Genomic DNA, 26013 nt, shown 5'->3' on the forward strand with positions numbered 1-26013 from the left:
CGCTCTCGCTTAAAATGCCCTTTCACACGAGTTACAGGGCAGCGTAAAACGCACAGGACGCCCAAAATGTGAGGGGGAATTATTTCGGCCAGTTCGGCCAGACGCCTCGCGGATAATCTCTGTCAATATCCTCTCTCGCCAGCCCGATATCTTTCAGTTGATCCGCACTTAACGCATGCAGAAGTTTGCGGCTGACGCGGCGCTCATTCCAGCTGTGTAGGATACTCAATGCCTGTTTTAGCCATCCGCCCTGCTTAACCGGCATCTGTACCGGTTCAACAATATCGGCACAACTAACTGACTCACACGCGGCAAACTGCCGTTCTTCAATGGTATTTTTCATTATCTGCTCCTGTTAACGACCTGTGATCAGGATCTAACATTCAGCAAAAACATTACAGATTCAGTTTTTTTGTATTTCAACCATACAGATCTGGATCCAATGACAGATTCAGCGTTAGATTAGACGCATCTGTACTGCTCTTTTTGCGCAGGCGTTGAGGAAATGAAAATGAACCGTTACGAAAATCTGGCGAATGTCCTGAGCGACCGCATTGAACAGGGGCTGTATCCGGCGGGGATCCGCCTGCCCTCGGTGCGCGTCTTAAGCAGTGAGCACGGCGTCAGCGTCAGCACCGTTCAGCAGGCGTACCGCGTACTGGAAGAAAAACAACTGGTGGAAGCGCGGCCAAAATCCGGTTACTTCGTCAAAGAAGCCCGCTTGCAGGCAGCGCTGCCGAGCGGGTGCCGCCCGACGCAGCGTCCGGTGGAAATTTCCCAGTGGGATCAGGTTCTGGAGCTGATCACCTCGCCGCACCTTCCCGGTTTTGTTCAGCTGGGGCGCGGCTCACCGGACGTCACCGCCGCCACGCTCAAACCGCTCAGCCGCCTGATGGGGCGCGCCGGGCAGCATCAGAACCTCAACGCCTTTCATTACGACAGCATTTACGGCTCCGAAGATCTGCGCGAACAGATTGCGCGCCTGATGATCGACAGCGGCAGCCATATGGATGCCAGCAACATATTGATCACCACCGGCTGCCACGAAGCGTTGTCTATCGCCATCCGTTCCGTCTGCGAACACGGCGACATTGTGGCGGTGGATTCGCCGAGTTTTCACGGCGCGATGCAAACCCTGAAGGGCTTTGGCATGAAAGCGCTGGAAATTCCGACCGATCCGGTCACCGGTATCAGCCTGGAAGCGCTGGAAATGGCGCTGGAACAGTGGCCCATCAAAGCCATCCAGCTCACGCCCAACTGCAATAATCCGCTCGGCTACAACATGCCGGATGACCGCAAGAAATCGCTGCTGAGGCTGGCCCAGCGTTACGATATTGCCATTATTGAAGACGATGTTTACGGCGAACTGGCCTATCAGTATCCGCGTCCGGCGACCATTACCTCATTCGACGACGACGGGCGCGTGTTACTTTGCAGCTCGTTTTCCAAAACGCTGGCACCCGGTTTGCGCGTCGGCTGGATTGCGCCGGGCCGTTATCACGACCGCGCGCTGCACATGAAATACATCACCACCGGCGCTTCGGCCACGCTGCCACAAATTGCCATCGCGGACTTCATCAAACAGGGACACTACCTTCAGCACATGCGCAGAATGCGTAATCAGTACCAGCGCAATTTGTGCACCATGACCGACTGGGTGATGAAATATTTCCCGTGCGGCACGCGGGTCAGCCGTCCTCAGGGCGGATTTCTGCTGTGGATTGAACTGGACGAACGCGTAGATACGCAGCGCCTGAACCGGCTGCTGGAAGAACATTTTGTGCAAATTGCGATCGGGTCGATATTTTCAGCCTCAGGGAAATACCGCAACTGCCTGCGCATTAACTATGCTCAGCCTCTGGCGGCCAAAACTGAACGCGCCGTCCAGCAGGTCGGGCAGATGGTTTCATTCATGCTGGAAAGCTGCTAAACACGTCCCGGAGAACTCTTCACTGTGCAGATAGAACCGTTACCGCCGCTCAACACCCTGGTGGCCTTCGAATGTGTGGCGCGTTATTGCAGTTTTTCCAGGGCAGCGGAGGAGCTGAACCTCACGCAAAGCGCCATCAGCCGCCAGATTATTCAGCTTGAAGAAATGCTCGGCTGCAAACTTTTCCAGCGGGCTCAGCGAAAAACCACGCTCACGCCACGCGGCGAAACTTACGCGCACCAGGTGCGCAAACTGCTGGGCGATATCTCACTGTCGACGGCGGAAGTCATGGGCTGGAACGGTTTGCCGCAGGTGACGCTGGCCTGTACCAGCGCCATGAGCGGCCTGTGGCTGTCATCTCGCCTGTCGTCGTTGCGCCAGCTGATGCCGGATCTGCAAATCCAGATGAAAATTTCCGACAGTTTTTCTGAGCTGAAGTCATCAGAATTTGATCTGGCTATTTTCTATCTTCGTGAGCCACCCACCGGCTATCACGTTCAGGCGCTGTTTGATGAAATCTGTTACCCGATGTGCTCGCCGGAATTTTTCAGCCGCCTGCGGCCCGGTGCCAGCGCGGCGGATTTGCTCGAACAAACCCTGTTAATTCAGGACGATCCACAGCGGGAATGGACCGGCTGGCGCGACTGGTTTGCCTCGCAGGAAGTCACGTTCGTCACGCCGCGCCGGACATGGCGTGCCAACAACTACCCGTTTCTGGTGCAGTCGGCGGTGCTGGGCGATGGCATTCTTCTGGGCTGGGAAGGTCTGGTGCAGGATTACATCAACAGCGGACAACTGGTCGCCGCGCACCCCGGAAAACTGGCGGCTGCCGGAAAATGTTACATGCTGACGCCGCAGGACAAATACCTGAAACCCATCGTACACAAAGTCATTAACTGGCTGAAACAGCCGTAGTCTTGCCCCTTCCCCTCTCACGAGGGGAAGGACGGGATGGGGTGTTGGTTTTAGCGGCTCAGTGGCTTGCTAAACCCCCTCCCAACCACCCCCTTCGCAGGGGAGGGTATTAAAAATAATAATAATCTGACGTCATAATAAAATATTATGAATTGACATCTGCCGGTGGAATTTTATTTCTCTCCAGAATCCTGCGCTTTCTCGCTGAATTCATACCGATTAATGTAAACAGCAACCAGCATGACTGAGAAATACAGGATGCAAGGTTAAAATCATGGCTTAAGGAATACAGACCAAATACACCGCCGATTATATTAAGATAGGCGTAACTGTTAGCATCAACCGCTAGCCTGCGCATCTGAACCAGCGCATAAGCCAGAAGGTAGCAAAACACACCAATTAAGCCGATCACCGTATGCAGTTCCACCGGTCACTTCCCTTTCCAGATATTGATAGCTCAGAAAAATAAAGCTTTTCAGGGTGTTCTGCCGCGCATTTTTCGCATACCCTCATGATAAATTCTCATGCAAGTTCCGCAGGGGGTTTTGATATAAATCATCAGGGCAATCCATTTCGCCTCTTTGAAACACCAGAGTATTTCGCCTGCACCTATAAAATTCCAGCACGTACTATGGAGAAAATAAATGAAAGATAATAATTCCCCTTTGACGAAATTAATGCAGGATGCACAACTTAGCCGTCGCGGCTTTATTACCAGCGCTTCCGCTGTGGGTATTACCAGTGCCATGGGCTTCTCCCCTTTCTCTGTTTCCGCCGCTGAGCCAAAAAAAGGCGGCATATTAAAACTGGGTATGTCAGGCGGAAATACCAGTGATACGCTCGACCCGACGTTATTCAGCGACTGGGTGCCGCTCAACCAGGCGTATATGCTGATGAACGGCCTGATTGAAATTGATGAAAATAACAAAGCCACGCCGGAACTGTTCTCTGCGTGGGAAGCCAAACCGGGCGCGGCCGAATGGGTGTTTACCGTCCGTGATGGCGTCACCTTCCACAACGGCAAAAAGCTGGACGCCGACGACATCCTCTATTCCATCAACCTGCACCGCGGCGACAAATCCAAAAGCGCCATCAAAACGCAGCTGGCACCGATTACCGGCCTGACCAAACAGGGCGACAACCAGATCCTGATTACGCTCGACGGCGGCAACGCCGACCTGCCGTACCTGCTGGCGGATTACCATCTGGTGGTCGTGCCCGCAGGCTTCACCGACTGGTCGCACCCGATTGGCACCGGCGGTTTTATCTTCGATCAGTACGAACCGGGCGTGCGCTCGCTGTTCAAACGTAACCCGAATTACTGGAAGCCGGATCGCGCCTTTGTTGACGCCGTAGAAGTGCTGGTGATCAACGATCCGACCGCACGCACCAACGCCCTGATTTCCGGTCAGGTTCACGCCATTAACCGCGTCGATTTCAAAACCGTCGATTTCCTCAAACGCAGCCCGTCACTGAACATCATCCGTTCTTCCGGCGGCCAGCACTTTACGTTCCTGATGGATTGCAGCGTCGCGCCGTACAACAGCAACGACGTGCGTATGGCAATTAAACACGGCATCGACCGCCAGAAAATTCTTGATACCGTGCTGCGCGGTTACGGCTCGCTGGGCAACGATCATCCGATCCCGAAAACCGACCGCTTCTTCAACCACAGTCTTGAGCAGCGCGTTTACGATCCGGACAAATCAAAGTTCTACCTGAAAAAAGCCGGATTAACGGATCTGAAAGTCGAGCTGTCTTCGTCTGACGCCGCCTTCGCCGGTGCACTCGACGCCGCCGCATTGTTCCAGGGCCAGGCGCAGAAAGGCGGCATTCAGGTCAACATCAAGCGTCAGCCTGCCGACAGCTATTGGGACGACGTGTGGATGAAAGCGCCGTTCAGCATGGGTTACTGGGGCGGACGCCCGACGGCTGACCAGATGTTTTCTACCGCGTATCAGTCCACCGCCAAATGGAACGACACGCACTGGAAAGATGAAAAGTTCGACGCCCTGCTGCTTCAGGCGCGTTCGCTGCTCGATGAAAGCAAACGCGCGGAAATTTACGGGGAGCTGCAAAGCATCGTGCGCGATAACGGGGGCGCGATGATCCCGTTGTTTGGCGATTATCTCGATGCGGCCAGCAAAAAAGTCGGCGGGATCAAACCGCATCCGATGTTCAACTTCATGGGTGGTCGTCTGGCCGAGCGCGTCTGGCTGGAGGCATGATGAAAAAACGGATTATACAGCGGGTCCTGTTGGGCATTATCACGCTGTGGCTGGTCTCTGTGCTGATTTTTATCGGCACAGAAATGCTGCCGGGTGACGTCGCGACCGCGATTTTAGGGCAAAGCGCAACGCCGGAAACCGTGGCGGCGCTGCGGCTGCAACTGGGGCTGGATGAACCGTCGGTGCTGCGTTATCTGCACTGGCTGGCGGGTATTTTGCACGGGGATCTCGGGCATTCGCTGGCCAATGGCCGCGCAATCAGCGACGAGTTGTTGCCGCGTCTGGCGAATACGCTGTTTCTGGCCGGATACGCCGCCGTGATCGCCATTCCGCTGGCGGTCGGTTTAGGGATTGCGTCCGCCATCTGGCGCGGTTCGGTGTTTGACCGGCTGGCGAATACCCTCACGCTCATCAGCATTTCCGTGCCGGAGTTTTTCGTCGGCTACATTCTGGTGATCGCCTTTGCTATCCGTCTGACGTGGTTCCCGAGTCTGGCGATGGTCGACAGTTCGTCCTCGTTCCTCGACCGGCTTTACGTCTGCACCCTGCCGATGCTCACGCTGACGCTGGTGGTGCTGGCGCATATGTTGCGCATGACGCGCGCGTCGGTGACGGCAGTAATGTCCAGCCCGTACATCGAAAGCGCGGTGCTCAAAGGCATTCCGCGCTGGCGTATTGTGGTCTCGCACGCGCTGCCCAACGCCCTCGCGCCGATCATCAACGTCGTGGCATTCAATCTGGCGTATCTGGTGGTCGGCGTCATTCTGGTGGAAGTGGTGTTCGTCTATCCGGGCATCGGCCAGTACATGGTAGATGCCGTCACCAAGCGCGACCTGCCGGTGGTTCAGGCCTGCGGTCTGCTGTTTGGCGGCACCTACATTTTTCTTAATACCACCGCCGATTTACTGGCGATCTGGTGTAATCCACGCCTGCGCCATGCGCGCTAAAAGAGGGACAGCATGAACCGGTATTTCATTAACATCCCGCTGTCGGCCTGGATTGGCATTGTGATTATTGCGGTGAATCTCTTCGCCGCCATTTTCGCGCCGTGGCTTGCGCCGCACAGCGAAACCGAACAGGTCGGCGATATCTGGCTGCTGCCGTCTGCCGCCACGCCGTTTGGCACCGACAGCCTCGGGCGCGACATGCTTTCGCGCATTTTATTTGGCGCGCGCACGACGATTGCCATCGCCCTGACCATCACTTTCTGCTCGTTTATCATCGGCATCGTCACCGGTTTCACCGCCGCGATTTACGGCAGATGGGTAGATACCGTGCTGTCGCGCATCGTCGATACCGTGATGTCGATTCCGGTACTGATTTTCGCGCTGATCGTATTGTCCGTGATGGGCACGTCGATTCCGGTTCTGGTGCTGACCATCGCCCTGCTCGACGCCACCCGCGTGTTCCGTCTGGCGCGGCTGGTGGCGCAGGCGATTGTCTGTCAGGAATATGTCGAAGCAGCGCGGTTGCGCGGTGAAGGCCTGCGCTGGGTGCTGTTCAGGGAAATTCTGCCGAACGCCCTGCCGCCGTTGCTCGCCGAATTCGGTATGCGTTTTTGCTTCACGTTCCTGTTTATCGCGGGCCTGAGTTTCTTAGGTTTAGGCATTCAGCCGCCGTACGCGGACTGGGGAAGCATGGTGCGTGACAATGCACAGGCGATTAACTTCGGCCAGTTTGCGCCCCTGTATCCGGCGGCGGCGATTGCACTGCTGACCATTGGCGTCAATCTGGTGGTTGACTGGCTGCTGGCACGTAACAGCCTGCCGCATGGAGATGAAGCATGACCCGGACAATTTTAGAAATGCGCGGCCTGCGCATCGAAACCCTCGACGGTTCTCCGCTGGTTCAGGACATTTCCCTGAAGCTTGCGGCGGGCGAAGTGCTCGGGCTGATTGGCGAATCCGGCGCGGGGAAATCCACCATCGGGCTGGCGGCGCTGGGCTATGCGCGTCAGGGCTGCCGGATTGCAGGCGGCGAAGTGATCCTCGACGGCACCGACATCGTTTCACAGCCTTCGCGCGTTAAACGCGAATGGCGCGGCAAGCGCGTGGCCTATGTCGCGCAAAGCGCCGCGGCCTCGTTTAACCCGGCGCTGACCATCGAAAAGCAGGTTTGTGAAGGCCCGATCCGCCACGGTCTGATGAACAAAGAAGAGAGCCGCCAGTGGGCGATTTCGCTGTTCCGCTCACTGGATCTGCCGGACCCGGAAAACATCGGCAAGCGTTACCCGCATCAGCTTTCCGGCGGACAGCTTCAGCGCGCAATGGCCGCGATGGCGATGTCCTGTAAACCGGATTTGCTGATCATGGACGAACCGACCACGGCACTGGACGTCACCACGCAAATTGAAGTGCTGGTGATGCTGCGCAAACTGGTGCGTGAGTTCAACACCGCCGCGCTGTACATCACGCACGATCTGGCCGTTGTCGCGCAGCTCGCCGACCGCATTATGGTGCTGCGTCACGGCAAGGAAGTGGAAACCGGCAGCACGCAAACCATTCTGGAAAATCCGCAGCAGGATTACACCCGCAGGCTGGTCGCGGAGCGTGAACACGCGCTGACGCCGCTGACGGGCGGCCATGAATCTTCCGGTCAGCCGCTGCTGACCATGAAGAAACTCAGCACCGGTTATAACGGCAAGCGCGTGGTGCATGATGTCAGCCTGCAACTGCCCCGCGGCAAAACGCTGGCGATTATCGGCGAATCCGGCAGCGGGAAAAGTACGCTGGCGCGGGCGCTGGTGGGCCTGTTACCGGACACCGAAGGCTCGGTGAATTTCGACGGCATGGCGCTTTCGCACAACTACCAGCAGCGCAACAAAGAAACCCTGCGCCGGATGCAGATGATTTATCAGCTTCCCGACGTGGCGCTCAATCCGCGCCAGACGCTGCTGGATATCATTGGCCGCCCGCTGAGTTTCTATTTCGGGATGAACAAAAAGCAGGTTCGCGAGCGCGTGGAAGAGTTGCTGCGCCTGACCGAGCTGCCGGTGAAACTGGTCGACCGCCGTCCCGGCGAACTCTCCGGCGGGCAGAAACAGCGCGTCTGTATCGCCCGCGCGCTGGCCGCACAGCCGGAACTGATTATCTGTGACGAAGCCACCTCCGCGCTCGATCCGCTGGTGGCGGAAGAAGTCCTGAATTTACTGCGCCGTTTACAGGAACAGCTCGGGCTGTCATACCTGTTCATCACCCACGACCTGGGCACCGTGAAACGCATCGCCCATCAGGTCGCAGTGATGTATCAGGGCCAGGTTGTCGCCAGCGGCGATACCGATGTGGTATTCAGCGCGCCAATGCACAGCTACACCGAAAAACTGCTGACGTCCGTACCGGAAATGCGCACCAGCTGGCTGGACGACGTTCTCGCCCTGCGCGGCACCGCGCTTCCTGCGGCAGCCCTTTCTTCGACAGGAGTCTTATGAGCACCAAACGCATCGTGACCGAATTCCCTCACGCCGTCACCGTGACCGAACATTTGTGGATCCCGCTGAGCGATGGCACACGCCTCGCCGCCCGCCTCTGGCTGCCGGACGACGCCGCCAGCCAGCCGGTTCCGGCACTCCTTGAATACATCCCGTACCGTAAACGCGACGGAACCCGTACGCGTGACGAGCCGATGCACGGCTTCTTTGCCGGTCACGGTTACGCGGTGGTGCGCGTGGACATGCGCGGCAGCGGCGAATCTGACGGATTGCTGGCCGACGAATATCTGTTGCAGGAACAGGATGACGCGCTCGAAGTCATCGAATGGATCACCCTGCAAAACTGGTGCAGCGGCAACGTCGGCATGATGGGCAAATCCTGGGGCGGATTTAACGGATTACAGGTCGCCACACGCCGCCCGGCCGCACTGAAAGCCATTATTACCGTCTGCTCCACCGACGACCGCTACCGCGACGACATCCACTACAAGGGCGGCTGCCTGCTTAACGATAATCTCTGGTGGGGCGGCATTATGCTGGCGTACCAGAGCCGTCCGGCCGATCCGGTGCTGGTCGGCGAAAGCTGGTATGGCGACTGGCTGAACCGTCTGGAAGACATGCCGTTCTTCCCGGCCTTGTGGATGGAACATCCGCTGCGCGATGAATACTGGCAGCACGGTTCGGTGTGTGAAGACTGGTCAGCCATTGAATGCCCGGTGCTGGCGATTGGCGGCTGGGCGGATGCGTACAGCAATGCCGTTTTCCGCCTGATGGACAATTTACAGGTTCCGCGCCGCGCCATTCTCGGCCCGTGGGCGCATATTTATCCGCAGGACGGCACGCCGGAACCGGCGATTGGTTTCCTGCAGGAAGCGGTTCGCTGGTGGGATCACTGGCTGAAGGGCGAACAAAACGGCGCGATGGAAGGCCCGATGATTCAGACCTGGTTGCAGGACAGCCAGCCGCCTTCGGCGATGCGTCCGGTCAGCAAAGGCGAATGGGTGGGGTTTGATCGCGGTACCGCCAGCAATATTAATTTCATGCCCCACTGGCTTTCGCGCGGCCAGCTGAATACTCAGCCGGACGCCAGCGCGGGCGTCATCAATATCTGTACACCGCAAAATCACGGGCTGATGGCCGGTGAATGGATGGGCGCAGGCGTGCCCGGTGAAATGCCGCCGGATCAGCGCGTCGACGACGGTATGGCGGAAATCTTTGACGGCGAACCGCTGGCCGAACCGCTGTCCATCTTCGGTTTCCCGGAATTCACGGTGGAACTGAGCAGTGATAAACCGGCGGCGATGCTTTACGTGCGCCTTTCCGACGTTTCGCCGGAAGGGGCGGTAAACCGCGTCACGCACGGCTGGCTGAATCTGGCGCATCTTCACGGCCACGATAAATCTGTACCGCTCGTACCGGGGCAAAAAGTCAAAGTACCGGTACAGCTGGATGGTATCGCTCACCGCTTTGCCGCAGGGCATCGCCTGCGACTCTCGCTGGCAACCACGTTCTGGCCGATGATCTGGCCGATGGCAGAAGCCGCAACGCTGACGGTCGATCTGCACAGCGCGCAGCTGAGTTTGCCGGTTTGTGAACAGCCGGTATCGATTGATGGCCCGATCGCCGAACCGCAAAGCGCCCCGCTGACGCCGCAAACCGTGCTGTCGCCGGGACGCGTTGACCGCAACATCACGTATGATTTCCTGACCGACAGCTGGACCAGCGTGACCCACGGCGTCGGCGGCGTATTCGGCGAAGGCGTTTACCGTTTCGATGATATCGATACGACGGTCGATCACGGTTTACGCCGCGAGCTGACGGTCAGTAACAGTGACCCGCTTTCCGCGCGCTATCTGCTGACGCAAACCATGAAAATGGGGCGTGAAGGCTGGTGGGTGGAGGCGGAAATTACACTCGAGCTGCGCAGTGATCTGACCCACTTTATCGTCAGCGGCGACATGGTGGTGAGTCTGAACGGGGAGGAGGAGTTTACGAAGTACTGGCATGAGAGGATTGCGCGGTAGCGGTTGGGGTTGGGGTTGGGGTTGGGGTTGGGGTTGGGGTTGGCAATTCCAGGTCAAGGTCAAAACCGTGGGCGCCGCAGCACCACGGTTCCGGTGTTCAGCCAGTCACATCCGGCACCGCGTTACAAATCCTGACCGTCCGACATTGATCAGTAACAACAATTTGCTGGTCAACCGGTGTCCGCTTTGCAAATATGAAAATACGTTAACTTTGTGAAGTGAATACGATGACCGAATTTGTAATTGCCGTACCCAAAACGCCTTCTCTGGCCGTTGAAGGCCAGAGTGCGCGTTTCCCCTTACGCCGCGTGTATTGCGTTGGCCGTAACTATTCTGAGCACGCCCGGGAAATGGGGCATGACCCTGACCGCGAGCCGCCATTCTTCTTCGCGAAACCCGCAGATGCAGTGATCCCGGCCAGCGGCAATGTGCCGTATCCGACGCTGACCGAAGATTTGCATTACGAAGTTGAGCTGGTGGTGGCGCTGGCGAAAGGCGGGAAAAACATTGCCGCCGAAGACGCACTTTCTCACGTCTGGGGCTATTCCGTGGGCGTGGATTTAACCCGTCGCGATATTCAGGCACAGGCGAAAAAACTGGGCCGTCCGTGGGATTTTGCTAAAGGGTTTGATGATTCCGCACCGGCGAACCCGCTGCTGCCGGTCAGCCAGACAGGACATCCTGCTGCCGGTAAAATCTGGCTGGATGTGAACGGTGAAAAACGTCAGCGCGGCGATTTAAGTGATCAGATCTGGCAGGTAGCGGATGTGATCAGTTATCTGTCACAGGCCGTTGAGCTTAAGCCCGGCGACCTGATTTACACCGGTACGCCTGCGGGCGTCGGCCCGGTCGTGCGCGGTGATGTGATCACCGGCGGGATCGAAGGGCTGAGCGAGTTCAGCTTTACCATCGTCTGATTTCCTGGCGCACTAAAAACAAAATGGCCTTCACTCTGCAAAGAGGAAGGCCATTTTTATTGCGATAACTCAGGTTACTTCGATTCCACGCTTTCCTGATGCGCTTCTTCGTGCGCAGCCTGCTCGGCATGAACTTCTGCCGCGCGCTTACGCAAACCAATCCAGCCCAGTACCAGAAGAATAATCAGCACCGGAATGGTGGAAACCGTGAAGGTTCCGTTCGGGTAATCAAAGGCCATCAGGATCAGTACGCCCGCCAGGAATGCCAGCGTCAGCCACGACGTGAACGGTGCCCACGGCATTTTGAAGGAGACGTCTTTCGCACGGCCTTCTTTGATGGCGGTACGCAGTTTCATCTGGCACACAATAATGAATGCCCATGAGCTGAGGATGCCCAGTGACGCGATATTCAGGACAATCTCAAAGACCTGTGAAGGTACGTAATAGTTGAGGATGACGCCTATTACGTAGATCCCGACGGTCACCAGAATGCCCGCGTAAGGCACCTGCTGTGCGCTCATCTTCGACATGAATTTCGGTGCGGAACCGCCCATCGACAACGAACGCAGAATACGACCGGTGGAATACAGGCCGGAGTTCAGGCTCGACAGCGCGGCGGTCAGCACCACGATATTCATGATGGTACCGATATACGGCACGCCGAGTTTGCTGAAGAAGGTCACGAACGGGCTCTGGCCTGCCTGATAGGCATTCCACGGCAACAGCAGAACCAGCAACACCACGGAGCCGACGTAGAACAAGGCAATACGCCAGATCACGCTGTTGATGGCTTTCGGCAGCACTTTTTCAGGATCTTTCGTTTCGCCCGCTGCGGTACCGACCAGTTCGATAGCCGCAAAGGCGAAGACTACGCCCTGCACTAAGACCAGCGCCGGTAACAGGCCGTGCGGGAAGATACCGCCGTTATCCGTGATCAGATGCAGACCGGTGGTATTGCCGTCGAGCTGTTTGCCGGTGCCGAGGAACACCACGCCGACCACCAGGAAGATCGCGATAGCCGCGACTTTGATCAGCGCAAACCAGAATTCCATTTCAGCGAACCACTTCACGCCGATCATGTTCATGGTCGCCACAATCGCCAGCGCACCGAGGGCAAACATCCATTGCGGGACATCACCGAAGGTTCCCCAGTAGTGCATGTACAGAGCCACTGCGGTGATATCGACAATGCCGGTCATCGCCCAGTTCAGGAAGTACATCCAGCCCGCCACGTAGGAGGCCTTTTCACCCAGGAATTCACGGGCATAGGAGACGAAGCTGCCGCTGGTCGGACGGTGTAAAACCAGTTCGCCCAGTGCACGCAGAATAAAGAATGAGAAAATACCACATACTGCATACACGATAGCCAGCGCCGGGCCTGCCATCTGTAAACGCGCACCCGCACCGAGGAATAAACCGGTACCAATAGAGCCACCAATAGCAATCATCTGAACCTGACGATTGCCCATGCTCTTGTGATATCCGCTTTCGTGCGAATCCAGCCAGCGCCGTTTTGCGGCGTGTTTTGCCTCTGCCGATTTCTTATGAGACTTCATTATGACTTGTTCTCCAAAATAACCTTCACCTGACGCCGGGGCTGCAAGCAAACGATTGCAAGCCACGACGTTTACGTGGTTTACCCACTGTAGTTTTTTTAGCCGGAACTGTTTTTGATGCAATAACGGCGAAGGATGCTACCTGTTCTCATTAACCGAGGCAAAAAAAACGTACTTAAAAATTGTGATAAGACATAATTCGCGGCGTGAATTGTGCGCGAAACGACGTTTTTATGCACGATCTTGCGGTTTGCTCTCCTTGCGCACCCGCTCAATGTTGATCGACAAGTACATGATTTCTTCCGTCGTCAGCCCGCGCTGATACTGCGCTGCCAGATACTCCCCGATTTTTTCTGAGCACTGCCAGGCCTGCGGGTAATTTTCTTTTACCGCCACATGCAGCGTCATATCGTCATCGGCGACTACGGTACGGTTGAGCATACGCTGGGCGAAGAATTTCAGGTGGGTAACGAACCGCTGATAGCTCAGCGACTCTTCGTCATATTCAAGACGCAGCTGGTATTTCACCAGATTGAGGATTTCCTGCATCACGCGGGTAATGCGCGCCACTTCCGGCATTTCACCGTTCAGCTGCGCATTGACCAGATGCAGGGCAATAAATCCGGCTTCATCCACCGGCAGACGCACGCCCAGACGCGCATCGATAATGTCCAGCGCTTCCAGGCCTAACGCATATTCTTTCGGATATAACCGGCGCGTTTCCCACAACAACGCATTGCTGATGGGCACGCCCTGTTTCTGCCGTTCAATGGCAAAATTACAGTGATCGGTCAGCGCGATATACAGATTTTCCTGCAACTTTCCCAGCCGGGTTCTTGCCTGCGAGATGATCTGGTCGCAGGTGGTCATCACTTCCATCGGAATATGCGAGAGCAGCTCCGTCAGGTGCGCGACCAGTTCGTCGTTTTGCAAGGCAAAGATTTTCTCGATTTTGCTGTCATCAAGTTCATCTCCCGTTTTTTTCATAAACGCCAGACCGCGGCCCATGACGACCTGTTCCCGCTGCTGATCGTTGACGACAACCACCACGTTATTATTTAAAATTTTGGCGATTTTCATTGTGATTCCCTGAAAAGAAAAACCCGACCGTCAGCGAAGAAGATCAGGTTTTGTCTGCCGCAGCATTGCGTATCTGCCTGATAATTCTAGCAGGTTAGATCAGCCACTCAATGCACATTACTGAAAAAGCGTGATAACGATCCCGGCGTTCCGACATGCCCTGCACTCAGAACGTGACAATGGCTTTCAGCCCGGTCACCCACGCATCCTGCGTTTCTTTCACGCCACCCGGACGGTACCAGTATTGCAAATCCGGTTGCAGAATAAGCCATGAGCGCACTTTGACCTGATAATACAAATCGGCGTTGACCGAGTGCCCGGACAGCGGCGTATACAGCGGATTGCCGTAATCATCGACCTGATAAATGGCATTCAGGTTTTCCTGATTCTGCCGGTAATGATCGCTCATTTTAATGTACGTCATGCCAAAGCCGAGCCAGTCGTCAGGGCGCGCATCAAACAGCCCGCGATAACGCATAGATGCAGCCTGCGTGAGGTGAATCGCGTTGCTTCGCTGATCGGCCAGCCCGAGGCTGTACGACACGCTCATGCCCCGGTTCGGATCATCGCCGCGCTGCGTCACCTGCTGGTTGAAACCGGTGTACATAAACCAGGTGCTGCTGTGGGAACGGTAACCGTCCGGGTCACTGGCCCCGACGCTTTGCGTTTTCCCCTCCGAAAGATCCTGCTGCGGCGAGTTGGTGTACAGCAGCCCGAAATTATAAATGCCCGGCAAACTGTTGACCTTGGTTTTCAGCTCCGCTTCCATCGGCAGCAAAATCCCGCGAGCCCCTTTCAGTGAACCGCTCCAGGCGTATTTTTTTTCCGACGCGTCCGGATTTTGTTCCATGATACCGGTTTTCAGCGTCAGGCTTGGCGTCAGCTTGTACTGGAACGTGGTGCCCCAGTAATGTTTGTTCCAGTTGTACCAGGTCATCGAGTTGGCCGATTTACCGCCGCACTGGCTGAGCAGTTGGAAATCACACGGGATAATCTGATCGAAATCCTGATTCTTGTTCATCATGCCGATACGCCAGTGCAGTTTGCGGTCGTCGAAACTGCGCCCGAAGGTCAGCCAGCCCAGACGCGTAATCGACTGCCCTCCCCAGCTTTCCTGCGCGATATCGTTGAAACCGACGCGCGGATCCTGCGTGCGTTCTGACGTCAGATTATCGTCATGGTTACGGTTAACAATATTCCCTTCAATCGCGGCATCCGGAATGCCGGTGTACATTTCCAGATCCTGCGTAAACGTCAGCGAGAACTGGTCGATGTACGCCAGTTTTTTGTCGTGGTTGTAACCGCCACCGGCGTTGTATGAGGATTCGCTCAGATAGCCAAGCTGATAATGGAAACCATGGTCTTCAAGAATCGGCCGGATCCCCAGCATATCGCCAAGCATCCCTTCGCCGGGCGCTTCAAAACCGAGTACGGTTCCGTTCCAGTCACTGGCGGCGAGCGCAGGTTGCAGACTTGTGCCTGCCAGACAAACGGCCAGCGCAATATACTGACGATAAGAACGGGACGCGGGTTCTTTTTTATTCTTAATATAATTATGTGCAGGTAATACAGAAGTCTGAGAAAATTCCATCATTACATTCCCTTCGAATTATTGATTATTTTTATTGTTATTCGAATTCCTTCCCACAGGCGCGGGATGTCCTGCGGGTGGAATTTCGCATTATATAAATAGGTTAGATTTTGAGTGGCCTGATAATAATCAGACCACCGGATTACGGTTTATTTAGGCTTTTAACGACGCGCCGTGAGATTTAATCACATCGGCATACCAGAAGAAGCTTTTCTTACGGCGACGTTCCAGCGTCCCGTTCCCCTGGTCGTCGCGGTCGACGTAAATGTAACCGTAGCGTTTGGAGAACTCGGCTTTCGATGCGCTGACCAGATCGATAGGCCCCCAGCTGGTGTAGCCCATGACTTCCACGCCGTCTTCAATGGCTTCGCGCACCTGCACCAGATGGTCGTTGATATACTGAATGCGGTAATCGTCATTAATGCTGCCGTCCGCTTCAACTTTATCGCGGGCCCCTAAACCATTTTCAACAATAAATAACGGTTTCTGGTAACGGTCATATAATTCATTCATTAAGAAACGTAAACCTTCCGGATCAATCTGCCAGCCCCATTCTGAACTTTGCAAATGTGGATTCGGCACCATATTTAATATATTGGCGCGCGCTTTAATATTCTGTTCTTCATCCGTGGTCACACAACCGGTCATGTAATAACTGAATGATATGAAATCGACGGTTTCTTTCAGCGCGATTTTATCTTCGGCAGTAATATTTATTTCCATACCACGGTCTTTAAAGAAACGCTTCATATACGCCGGATACGCACCGCGTACCTGAACGTCGCCAAAGAATAACCATTCCCGGTTTTGTTGCAGCGTTTCCATCATATCGGCCGGTTTGCAGGTCAGCGGATACAACATTCCGCCCAGCAACATATTGCCGATTTTGCCGTCAGGAATAATTTCGTGGCAGGCTTTCACCGCTTTGGCACTTGCCACCAGCTGATGGTGAATGGCCTGATAAATGGCCTGTTTGCTGCTTCCTTCCGGCAATCCGACGCCGGTAAACGGCGCGTGCAGCGACATGTTGATTTCATTGAACGTCAGCCAGTGCTTCACTTTATCTTTATAGCGCGTGAAGACGGTACGGGCGTAATTTTCAAAGAATCCGATGGTATCCCGGCTGCCCCAGCCGCCGTGTTTCTTTACGATACCGTACGGCATTTCATAATGGGAAAGCGTCACCAGCGGTGTGATGCCGTATTTTGCCATTTCATCAAACAGGCGGTCATAAAAGGCCAGACCGGCTTCATTGGGCTGTAATTCGTCGCCTTCCGGGAAGATACGCGTCCAGGCAATGGACGTGCGCAGTACGGTGAAGCCCATTTCGGCGAACAGTTTCATGTCTTCCGGATAACGATGGTAAAAATCAATCGCCACATCTTTAATGCCAAAATCGCCTTCCACGCGCTCCTGCACCGGGCCGAAAACGCCCTGCGGTTGCAGATCTGAAGTGGACAATCCTTTACCGTCGGTCAGGTATGCGCCTTCAACCTGATTGGCTGCCACTGCGCCGCCCCATAAGAATTCCTTAGGGAAATGCTTGCTCATGTGAACCTCCTGGTTCTGACTGTTATCGTAAAAGGGTAAGTAATAAAGCGTCTGCGCCGACGTCATGCCCGATATTGGCCGGGATGACGTCGAGATAATCGTCGCTGTTGGTAATCAGCACCGGCGTTGTCAGGTCGTAACCCGCATCAGTAATGCCCTGAATATCAAACTCCAGCAGCAAATCGCCCTGTTTGACGACCGCGTCCACGGCTACGTGCGGCGTGAAGAATTTGCCATCGAGTTTCACCGTATCGATGCCGACGTGGATCAGGATTTCCGCGCCATCTTCCGATTCAATACCGATGGCGTGATGGGTTTTAAACAGGGACACCACGGTGCCGTTAACCGGCGAAACCACGCGTCCCACTGACGGAGTAATCGCCACGCCTTTGCCCAGTAAACCACTGGCAAACGTCGGGTCTTTCACGTCTTCGAGCGCCACGCAGGCACCGGTCATCGGGCTGGTCACCAGCGTTTTCCCGCGAGGAGCCTGAACGGAAGCCGGAGCCACCGTCGCGTCGGCCGTTTCACTCTGTGCCGTTTCGTCGTTCATGCCGAAAAAGAAGGTCGCCAGCGCAGCAAAAATGAGGGCAACGGCGGTACCGACAATCGCAGCGGTGACCGTCTGGTCGAAACCTGTTGGCGGGATCACCTGCGTGAAGGTGAAGATGCTGGCGAAGCCAAAGGAATACGCGGTGGTCTGGAAATAACCGAGAATTGCCGCGCCCAGCGCGCCGCCGACGCAACCGAAAATAAACGGACGGCGGCGTGGCAGGTTAATCCCGTAAACCGCCGGTTCAGTGATACCAAAAATCCCGGCGCTGACCGCCGATCCTGCCAGCGCTTTGGTTCGCGCGTCTTTCGCACGCAACATTACGCCGATCACGGCACCGACCTGACCCATGACCGCAGGCAATAACAGCGGCAGCATGGTGTCGTGGCCGAGAATACTGAAGTTGTTGATCATCAGTGGCACCAGCCCCCAGTGCAGGCCGAAAATGACGCAAACCTGCCACAGCGCGCCCATAAAGGCACCGGCGATTGTCGGGCTGACGTGATAGATAAACTGATAGCCGTTGGCGAGTTGCTGGCTGGCCCAGGTCGCGACCGGCCCGATAAGCAGGAAGGTCAGCGGCACAATCACCATCAGACAGATCAGCGGCGTAATGAAATTGCGCAGGGATCCCGGCAGCAGTTTCATCAGACGTTTTTCCAGCCAGCTCGATGCCCATGCGGCAAGGATCACCGGAATAACCGATGAAGCGTAGTTAATAAACACCAGCGGGATCCCAAAGAAATGCTCTGAGGGTGCGCCGGGCTGCTGCGCATTGAAGGCTGCCGTCATCAGCGGATGCACCATCGCGCCGCCAATCATCATCGTGACAAACGGGTTGCCGCCGAATTTCTTCCCGGCCGTAAAACCAATCACCAGCGGGAAGAAGTAAAACATGGCATCGCTGGCCGCAAACCAGACTTTATAGGTGCCGCTTTCCGGGATCAGCCAGCCACAGGCCAGCGCCAGTGCCAGAAAACCTTTCAGGATCCCCGAGGCGGCCATGATGCCGATAAACGGCGTAAAAATGCCGGAAATGACGTCAATGGTGCGGGCAAACAAAGTGCCTTTATCCTGCCCGTCGTCATCGCTGCTTTCGGAAAGCGCACTGCCGCGTACCAGCGCTTCGTACACCGCGCCCACATGGTTGCCGATCACGACCTGAAACTGGCCGCCGCTTTCCACCACCATGATGACGCCAGGGTTCTTTTTTAATCCGGCGGCATCGGCTTTGCTGATATTTTTAAGCTTAAAGCGTAAACGGGTAGCGCAATGCACCACGCTGTTTACGTTTTCCTTTCCGCCTACTCCGCGGAGAATCTCTTCGGCTAATGTTTTATATTCCATGGTGTTATCTCATCAGAGTAATGGCGTCGTGCACGACATTGCCGTTGTATTTCAAAGGGGCGGCCGGCCCCTGAATTCAGGCCAAAAAAAAACCTAAACTTCTCGTTTCTTCGCGGTATGCGAAGAAACGAGAAGTTTAGGTTTTGCCTGTCAGACAGTAACAATCCTGCTTTCTGAATCGGATTCTCTGGCGAATCACGGGCAGAAACAAGTCGTAATATCAGCCGGGTGTTGAAACTGTGATGAGCTTCAGATTTTGTGCTGGAGAATGCTCATCCCTGAGCATCAGCATCGGAACTAGCGCAGGCCGGCGATGGTAAAACCGCCGTCCACCAGCAGATTTTGCCCGGTGACAAACCGCGCTTCGTCGCTGCACAACCACGCGACAACGTCACCCACGTCGTCTGATTCACCTACGCGCCCTGCCGGCGTCAGGTGAACAAACGGCCTGAGCATCTCTTCATTCGCGCCCATTCGTCGTGCCATCGGCGTATCGATAATGCCCGGATTCACATTGTTGATACGGATTTTATGCGCGCCGGTTTCCAGCGCAATGGCGCGGATCATGGCATCCAGGCCGCCCTTGCTGGCGGAATAAGCCGCAGACCCGAAACTCGCGCCGTGCGCCAGCCATGAAGACGTGCTCACAATCGCGCCGCCACGACCGGCGGCCACCATCGCTTCCAGTTCATATTTCACTGATAACCAGACGCCTTTAAGATTAGTCGCGATCACACGGTCGAATTCGGCTTCCGTCATTTCACTGACCGGCGCAAAACCTTCCACACCGGCATTATTAAACGCCGCGTCCAGACGCCCGAAGTGAGCCAGCGTTTCCGCAATCAGATGCCGGACCTGGCTGCTGTCAGAGACATCCGTGGGCACCGCCAGCGCCTCACCGCCCAGCGCCTGAATCAGTGACACGGTTTGCAGAAGCTCAGCTTCACGACGCCCGGCGACCACCACTTTTGCGCCGTCACGCGAAAAAGCCAGCGCCGCGGCACGGCCAATCCCGGTGCCTCCGCCGGTGACCAGCGCCACGCGGTTATGCAAACGAAGGGACGGATTTTGAAGATGCAATTGCTGTGACATAAAAACCTCTGAGGAAATGTGTTGACCAGAACACGACTATAAGAGGATTAATTGTTGTGGATAAGCCATCTTATATCGCATGATTTACTGGGTCATATTCATCAATGGGAAACGAAATGCGGACGAACGAATTGGGTGAGCTGACTGCCTTTGTCGCGGTGGCGGAAGAAAGAAGCTTTCGCAAGGCCGCCGCGCGGCTGAATTTAACCGCATCCACCCTCAGCCATTCTTTGCGCGCGCTGGAAGAACGGCTGGGCGTACGGTTGCTGAACCGCACCACGCGAACGGTTTCACCGACCGAAGCGGGCATGGCTTTGTTGGTCGAAATCGCGCCCGCTTTTTCGGCGATTACCCGTGCCGTGGAGAAAGTGAATACCTTCAGGGAAACTCCGCAGGGAACGGTGCGGATTAACACGCCGCACATTGCAGCAGAACTCGTGTTCATGCCGCGGCTCAAGCAGTTTAATCAGGATTTTCCGGACATCCGTCTGGAGCTGGCGACTAACGATGGTTTCGTGGATATTGTCAGTGAAGGGTTCGACGCAGGAGTGCGCATCCGGGGCGATGTGCAGCAGGATATGCGCGCGGTTCGGCTGACCCCTGATTTTCATTCAGCCGTTTACGGCTCGCCTGAGTATTTCGCACGGCATCCAAAACCGCTAACGCCTGCCGACTTACAACATCACGCCTGTATTGGTCGTCGGGAAATCACCGGCGGTTCGCTTTACCGCTGGGAATTTGAAAAAGAAGGGAAACAAATCGCGGTACCGGTCAGCGGCCCGGTGATTGTCGACAGCGTAACAATGATGACACGCATCGCCCTCGACGGGATCGGATTGGTCTATACAGCCTGCAGCCCGGAACATGATGCACTTGTCGATCAGGGGCGACTCGTCCGCGTGCTGGAAGACGGGTCTGTGACGTTTCCCGGCTTCTTTCTCTACTATCCCGGCCATCGTCAGCTTCCCGCGGCGTTAAAAGCCGTGATCGGCCACTTCCGTTTACCCTCATCTGGCCACTAATCCGCTCATTTAACGTCTAGAATTTAAAGGCACTCCTAATGCGGTGTTGGTACACGTAAGCGGTTACGTTATAATTCCCCCGTTACGGCAAAATCCGTAACCAGGATTCTCAACCTGAATGTTTACTGGCGACATGAAATGTACAACTGCATTTCACGTTTGGGTCTGCGCATAGCTATTGCCTGTACAAACAACAAGCAATATCTCAATGGTGGCTCAGGCGGGGCTGACTTAGGTCAGGCCGGTATCCAGTAGAACCGGTGTTGAGAACCCCGTCAGGGCTACCACCAGTGAGATTCTCAACTCCGGTGGTCGCTGTAACATCAAACTACTGGACAATGAACCATGAACGACAAGCCAAGGCAGGCAATACTTCCTCCCCCACTGTTGATTTATGCTCCCGTCTGTTGCAGAGAGGGCATATGAAGAACACCCGTGAAGACTGGCATCCCGCCGATATTATCGCTGCAATTCGCAAAAAAGGCTCAACGCTGACGGCACTCTCGCGTGATTCGGGGCTGGGGGCATCAACCCTGTCCAATACGCTGTCGCGACGCTGGCCAAAAGGTGAGTTGATTATTGCGACAATGATCGGCGTCCCGGCGTGGGAAATCTGGCCAAGCCGTTATTACAATGCCAATGGGGAGTTAGTTGTTCCAAAGTTGCGGCCCCCTAAAGCGGAGGCTTAATCCGTGACAGCGGTGAGAGCCTGGCTTTCACCGCATTTTGAACATGATCAGGCAGGTGGACTTTCTTTGATCACGACGCGGTGACGGCAACACTTTCAGCCCATTCGCAGGAGACTGCATCCAGTTCACTGCGGGCTTTTGCCAGCCCGGCCTCACGCGCCGCTTCATCAGAAAATTGCAGCGGCTGTGCGTCAACAAACCAGGGGTTTTCGACCCCCATAAACAGAAACGCATTTCTCAGCACCGGCGTCATCGAATCCATCGCCGCATAAGGGCTTCCTTCGCCCAGATCCGCGCCACGCGTAGTGATAAACAACACTTTTTTGTCGCCAAGATTTCCGCGGGTGGTGCCGTCAGCGTGCAAATCGTAGGTGATATTGGTGCGAACAATGTTGTCGATGAACGTCTTGAACGTCGACGGAATGGTCCAGTTGTACATCGGCATCGCGCACACCAGCGCATCGGCTTCCATTACGCGTTTGCACAGCGCATCTGAATCAGCCAGCACTTCACGCATACGGTCGGTACGCTGATCTTCAGGCGTATATGTGGCCTGCACAAATTCCGCAGAAATGTGGGGCTGCACCTCTTGCGTCACATCCAGATAGTCAATCTCAATGTCTGTTCCCTGCTGCTCAAGCTGCTCGAAAAAATAACGTCCCAAAGCACGGGAGTTTGACCACTGGTGAAATTTCGAGCTGGCATCGACGTGTAAAATTTTCATGCTTTTCCTTATGGCGAGTATGCAGAATACTTTTTAACTACGACTAAATTTGTTGTAGTTAAAAATACGCCTGTTGATACCGGCATGGCAAGATCCTTTTGCAGATAAATTTCAGGGGACATTGGAAACGAAAATGCAAAAACGGCCAGCATCTTCAGGACACTGGCCGTTTCAGCGAGATATGAGGGATTGAAAATTCAGAGGATCCGGCGGGAACCGCGATCGCCCAGCCAGCGGCTCACCTGTTGTCCGAATTCCGGCGGCGCTTTACGTCCGAACTGGCCTGCAAGCCCGGCGAGCGTCTGCGCGGCGAGTACGGCACGCATACTGTTATCGGCCTCAATCATCAGCGAGTGAATGGCGCAAAGTCCCGCACTCGCCCAGGACGGTGGAGTATCTTCGAATACCGCACACCGGTTACGGATTTCCTTGCAGTCGAACAGTTTTTTGCGCCCGTCAACGGCATCCACCACATCCAGCACAGTGATTTCATGCGGCGGTTTCGCCAGCCGGATCCCACCTTTAGCGCCTTCGGTGGCAATAATCAACCGGGCTTTATGCAGCTTGGTAAACAATTTCGCGACGTAGTCGAACGGCACGCCCTGAAGTTCTGACAAATCGCGCACACTGGCCTCCGTCACCTTTCCCTGCGGATCGGCGATGTACAACAGGCAATGCAATGCGTATTCGACACCCGCGCTGATATGGGACATGCGACGTTCAACTCCTAACTAAGACTCTTCAGAGCGTAATTAAACACCAGATGCGCCGGAATTGACACCTTCCGCACTCAATTCTGCCGGGATGACATCCTCTGCCGTCAGTTTGATCCCGTTCACAAATAGAAAACAAAATCAAAAAACGTAAATTACATATTCCTTTCCTCAATTGTTTACCTGCGCCCCATTCACAATACTTCTGTTCATGCTTCGCCTTTTCATCCGTTGTCCCTGTGGTTAATCAAGGAGAAATACGATGGCTCATCTTTATCAGGATGCTTCGCAACCCGTCGCCACCCGCGTCGCCGACCTGCTGGCGCGAATGACGCCGGAGGAGAAATTCGCCCAGATGCACGCGTTCTGGCTCATCCTCGACAGCGGCGGAAATCATAAAGAACGCTCAGACCTGAGTGATGATTTCGCCGGTCATAAAGAAACGTTAGCGCTGGAAAAACAGCTGGCGTCCGGCGCGGGGCAAATCACCCGCCCGCTCGGCACGCACGTCGTCAGCCCGGAAGAAGGCGTCCGGGCGCTGAACCGCCTGCAAAAAACGCTGGTCGAAGAAACGCGGCTGGGCATTCCGGCGATGTTTCACGAAGAATGTCTGGTCGGTTTATTGTGCAAAGATGCCACGCTGTTCCCCTCTTCGCTCAGTTACGCATCAACGTGGGACCCCGAGCTGATGGAAAAGGTCGCCGCCGCTATCCGTGAGGAAGCGCAAAGCATCGGCTGTCATCAGGGTTTAGCGCCGGTTCTTGATGTGTCGCGCGATGTGCGCTGGGGACGCACCGAAGAAACATTTGGCGAAGACCCGTATCTGGTGGGGATCATGGCAACTGCCTACGTGCGCGGCTTGCAGGGCGAAAAGCGTGATTTACTCGCCACGCTGAAACATTACGTCGGCCACTCTTTCAGCGAAGGCGCACGCAATCACGCTCCGGTGCACCTCGGGTTTCGCGAACTTAACGACACGTTTCTGCTGCCGTTCGAAATGGCAGTAAAACTGGCCAACGCCGGTTCTGTCATGCCGGCTTATCACGATATCGACGGCCAGCCGTGCCACAGCGATCACTTTCTGCTGACGGAAGTTTTGCGCGAACAATGGGGCTTTGACGGACTGATCGTGGCGGATTACGGCGGTGTCAGTCTGCTGCATCAGCATCACGGCGTCAGCCACGATGATGCAGAATCAGCGGCGCTGGCATTCAACGCCGGACTGGATATTGAATTACCGAAAGGTGATTGCGCTCAGCATCTGGCCAAAGCGGTATCACGCGGGCTGATTAATATGGCTAAGATCGACGAAATTGTCGCCCGTATTCTGACAGAAAAATTCCGCCTCGGGCTTTTCGAGCAGCCCTATGCGCCCGAATCACAGCCCAACATGCAGCAATCCGCCGTCCGTGAACTGGCCTGGGAAGCGGCAGTTCGTTCCATTACATTGCTGGAAAATAACGGCATTCTGCCGCTGAAACCCGCACCAGACCAGAAAATTGCGGTGATTGGCCCGACGGCTGACGACCCGCTGGCATTGCTTAGCGGTTACAGTTTCCCGGTACATCTGATTATCAGCGAGATGGAAGCGCACACCGGACAGGTGACAACGCCGCTTCAGGCACTGCGTTCGGCATACGGCGAGCAGAATATTCGTTACGCGAAAGGCTGCCATATTCTCGAAAAACGCACAGCCGGTGCGCCAGTGTTCCCCGGTGATGCCGGTAAGCCAATGCAAAGTTCGCCCGTTTCTCTGGACACCGCACAGATTGCCGATGCGGTAAAACTGGCGCGGGAAAGTGACGTGGCGCTGGTGTTTGTCGGCGATCTGGCCGGACTGTTCCAGAGCGGCACGGTCGGCGAAGGTTCTGACACCGACAGCCTTCAGTTGCCCGGCGTTCAGCAACAATTGCTTGAGCAGGTTGTCGCGACCGGTAAGCCGACCATTGTCATTATGACAGGCGGTCGTCCGTATTCGCTGGGTGGTTTAGAGGAAAAAGTGGCCGGATTCCTGATGGCGTTCGCGCCCGGACAGGAAGGCGGACGGGCGATTGCCGATGTGCTGAGCGGCAAGGAAGCGCCATCCGGGCGGCTGGTGGTTTCCGTGCCGATAAGTGCGGGCGCGATGCCGTATTACTACAATCACAAACTGAAAAGTGGCGGGACGCCGATTGCGTTCCACTTCGGCGCGAAATACCCGTTCGGTTACGGGCTGAGCGGCACCACGTTCCGGTACCATGATTTGCAGCTAAATCAGCAGCCGATCCCTATCGAAAACGGCGAAATTACCGTGCAGATTCAGGTGACCAACACCGGTTCGCGGGCAGGCAGCGAAGTGGTTCAGGTTTATCTGCGCGACTGCGTGGCTTCTCTGGTTCGACCAGTACATGAGCTGAAAGCGTTCCAGCGCGTAAAACTGGACGCTGGGGAAACCGCCACGCTGAATTTCAGTATTCCAACTGACATGCTGAATTTCACCAACGCCGCGCACAAACGCATCGTAGAGCCTGGGGTTTTCGACGTGCAGGTCGGCGCTTCCAGTGCCGATATTCGCGCCAGCGGTAAGGTAACGCTGGCCGGAGATGTGCTTGAGCTGCCGCGTAACTGGCGGATGGTCAGCCGGTGCGAGATGAATCAGTAACGGCAACGCACAG

21 protein-coding genes are annotated in these 26013 nt (G+C 55.5%); 11 read left to right on the top strand and 10 right to left on the bottom strand.

The window, feature by feature from the left end:
* Positions 1-79: 79 nt before the first annotated feature.
* On the bottom strand, positions 80-343 hold the full coding sequence (locus BV494_RS08190) for a DUF1127 domain-containing protein (protein ID WP_104922423.1): 264 nt from the start codon (positions 341-343) through the stop codon (positions 80-82).
* A 168-nt stretch (positions 344-511) separates the two neighbouring features.
* Here BV494_RS08190 and BV494_RS08195 point away from each other — a divergent pair, with 168 nt between their 5' ends.
* Together BV494_RS08195 and BV494_RS08200 are read left to right on the top strand one after the other, a co-directional pair.
* On the top strand, positions 512-1930 hold the full coding sequence (locus BV494_RS08195; protein ID WP_104922424.1) for an aminotransferase-like domain-containing protein: 1419 nt from the start codon (positions 512-514) through the stop codon (positions 1928-1930).
* Between the two features lie 24 nt (positions 1931-1954).
* On the top strand, positions 1955-2845 hold the full coding sequence (locus BV494_RS08200) for a LysR substrate-binding domain-containing protein (protein WP_104922425.1): 891 nt from the start codon (positions 1955-1957) through the stop codon (positions 2843-2845).
* Positions 2846-2990: 145 nt separating this feature from the next.
* On the opposite strand, the gene BV494_RS08205 is transcribed toward BV494_RS08200, so the two are convergent.
* Entirely contained in the window at positions 2991-3272 is a 282-nt protein-coding gene (locus tag BV494_RS08205) for a CBU_0592 family membrane protein (RefSeq protein ID WP_104922426.1), read from the bottom strand.
* 217 nt (positions 3273-3489) lie between these two features.
* Between BV494_RS08205 and BV494_RS08210 the strand changes: the two genes are divergently transcribed.
* The 6 genes from BV494_RS08210 (at position 3490) to BV494_RS08235 (ending at position 11441) form a co-directional block, all read left to right on the top strand.
* Entirely contained in the window at positions 3490-5073 is a 1584-nt protein-coding gene (locus BV494_RS08210) for an ABC transporter substrate-binding protein (RefSeq protein WP_104922427.1), read from the top strand.
* Positions 5073-6020: an ABC transporter permease gene (locus tag BV494_RS08215; RefSeq protein ID WP_104922428.1), complete on the top strand. Its 948-nt coding sequence runs from the start codon at positions 5073-5075 to the stop codon at positions 6018-6020. The genes BV494_RS08210 and BV494_RS08215 overlap by 1 nt, the downstream gene beginning before the upstream one ends.
* 12 nt (positions 6021-6032) lie before the next feature.
* On the top strand, positions 6033-6860 hold the full coding sequence (locus tag BV494_RS08220) for an ABC transporter permease (RefSeq protein ID WP_104922429.1): 828 nt from the start codon (positions 6033-6035) through the stop codon (positions 6858-6860).
* A complete protein-coding gene (locus BV494_RS08225) occupies positions 6857-8500 on the top strand; it encodes an ABC transporter ATP-binding protein (protein WP_104922430.1) in 1644 nt (547 codons plus the stop codon). The genes BV494_RS08220 and BV494_RS08225 overlap by 4 nt, the downstream gene beginning before the upstream one ends.
* Positions 8497-10524: a CocE/NonD family hydrolase gene (locus BV494_RS08230; protein WP_104922431.1), complete on the top strand. Its 2028-nt coding sequence runs from the start codon at positions 8497-8499 to the stop codon at positions 10522-10524. The genes BV494_RS08225 and BV494_RS08230 overlap by 4 nt, the downstream gene beginning before the upstream one ends.
* 227 nt (positions 10525-10751) lie before the next feature.
* Positions 10752-11441, top strand: a complete 690-nt coding sequence (locus BV494_RS08235) for a fumarylacetoacetate hydrolase family protein (RefSeq protein WP_104922432.1) — start codon at positions 10752-10754, stop codon at positions 11439-11441.
* 74 nt (positions 11442-11515) lie between these two features.
* On the opposite strand, the gene ansP is transcribed toward BV494_RS08235, so the two are convergent.
* From ansP to BV494_RS08265, 6 genes are all read right to left on the bottom strand, one after another.
* On the bottom strand, positions 11516-12997 hold the full coding sequence (gene ansP / locus BV494_RS08240) for an L-asparagine permease (protein ID WP_104922433.1): 1482 nt from the start codon (positions 12995-12997) through the stop codon (positions 11516-11518).
* 231 nt (positions 12998-13228) lie between these two features.
* Positions 13229-14077, bottom strand: a complete 849-nt coding sequence (gene bglG, locus BV494_RS08245; RefSeq protein WP_104922434.1) for a transcriptional antiterminator BglG — start codon at positions 14075-14077, stop codon at positions 13229-13231.
* A 166-nt stretch (positions 14078-14243) separates the two neighbouring features.
* On the bottom strand, positions 14244-15479 hold the full coding sequence (locus BV494_RS08250; protein ID WP_439958382.1) for a carbohydrate porin: 1236 nt from the start codon (positions 15477-15479) through the stop codon (positions 14244-14246).
* A gap of 342 nt (positions 15480-15821) precedes the next feature.
* Positions 15822-17219 (bottom strand): glycoside hydrolase family 1 protein, encoded by a 1398-nt coding sequence (locus BV494_RS08255; protein ID WP_104922435.1) that lies wholly within the window; start codon positions 17217-17219, stop codon positions 15822-15824.
* A 22-nt stretch (positions 17220-17241) separates the two neighbouring features.
* Positions 17242-19119 carry a PTS beta-glucoside transporter subunit IIABC gene (gene bglF / locus BV494_RS08260; RefSeq protein ID WP_104922436.1) on the bottom strand — a complete coding sequence of 626 codons (1878 nt, stop codon included), beginning with the start codon at positions 19117-19119 and terminating at the stop codon, positions 17242-17244.
* 297 nt (positions 19120-19416) lie between these two features.
* Positions 19417-20211: an SDR family NAD(P)-dependent oxidoreductase gene (locus tag BV494_RS08265; protein ID WP_104922437.1), complete on the bottom strand. Its 795-nt coding sequence runs from the start codon at positions 20209-20211 to the stop codon at positions 19417-19419.
* Between the two features lie 116 nt (positions 20212-20327).
* On the opposite strand from BV494_RS08265, the gene BV494_RS08270 reads away from it, so the two are divergent.
* Together BV494_RS08270 and BV494_RS08275 are read left to right on the top strand one after the other, a co-directional pair.
* On the top strand, positions 20328-21233 hold the full coding sequence (locus BV494_RS08270; RefSeq protein WP_192938106.1) for a LysR family transcriptional regulator: 906 nt from the start codon (positions 20328-20330) through the stop codon (positions 21231-21233).
* Positions 21234-21655: 422 nt separating this feature from the next.
* Complete coding sequence (locus BV494_RS08275) at positions 21656-21922, top strand: helix-turn-helix domain-containing protein (RefSeq protein ID WP_104922439.1); 267 nt, start codon at positions 21656-21658, stop codon at positions 21920-21922.
* 70 nt (positions 21923-21992) lie between these two features.
* Here the strand turns inward: BV494_RS08275 and BV494_RS08280 are convergent, their stop codons facing one another.
* Both BV494_RS08280 and BV494_RS08285 read right to left on the bottom strand, forming a co-directional pair.
* Positions 21993-22646: an FMN-dependent NADH-azoreductase gene (locus BV494_RS08280; RefSeq protein ID WP_104922440.1), complete on the bottom strand. Its 654-nt coding sequence runs from the start codon at positions 22644-22646 to the stop codon at positions 21993-21995.
* A gap of 197 nt (positions 22647-22843) precedes the next feature.
* On the bottom strand, positions 22844-23359 hold the full coding sequence (locus BV494_RS08285) for an RrF2 family transcriptional regulator (RefSeq protein ID WP_104922441.1): 516 nt from the start codon (positions 23357-23359) through the stop codon (positions 22844-22846).
* Positions 23360-23621: 262 nt separating this feature from the next.
* Here BV494_RS08285 and BV494_RS08290 point away from each other — a divergent pair, with 262 nt between their 5' ends.
* Positions 23622-26000, top strand: a complete 2379-nt coding sequence (locus BV494_RS08290; protein WP_104922442.1) for a glycoside hydrolase family 3 N-terminal domain-containing protein — start codon at positions 23622-23624, stop codon at positions 25998-26000.
* Positions 26001-26013: the final 13 nt, after the last annotated feature.

The sequence above is a fragment of the Rahnella sikkimica genome, from assembly GCF_002951615.1.
In the GTDB taxonomy this organism is placed as follows: domain Bacteria; phylum Pseudomonadota; class Gammaproteobacteria; order Enterobacterales; family Enterobacteriaceae; genus Rahnella; species Rahnella sikkimica.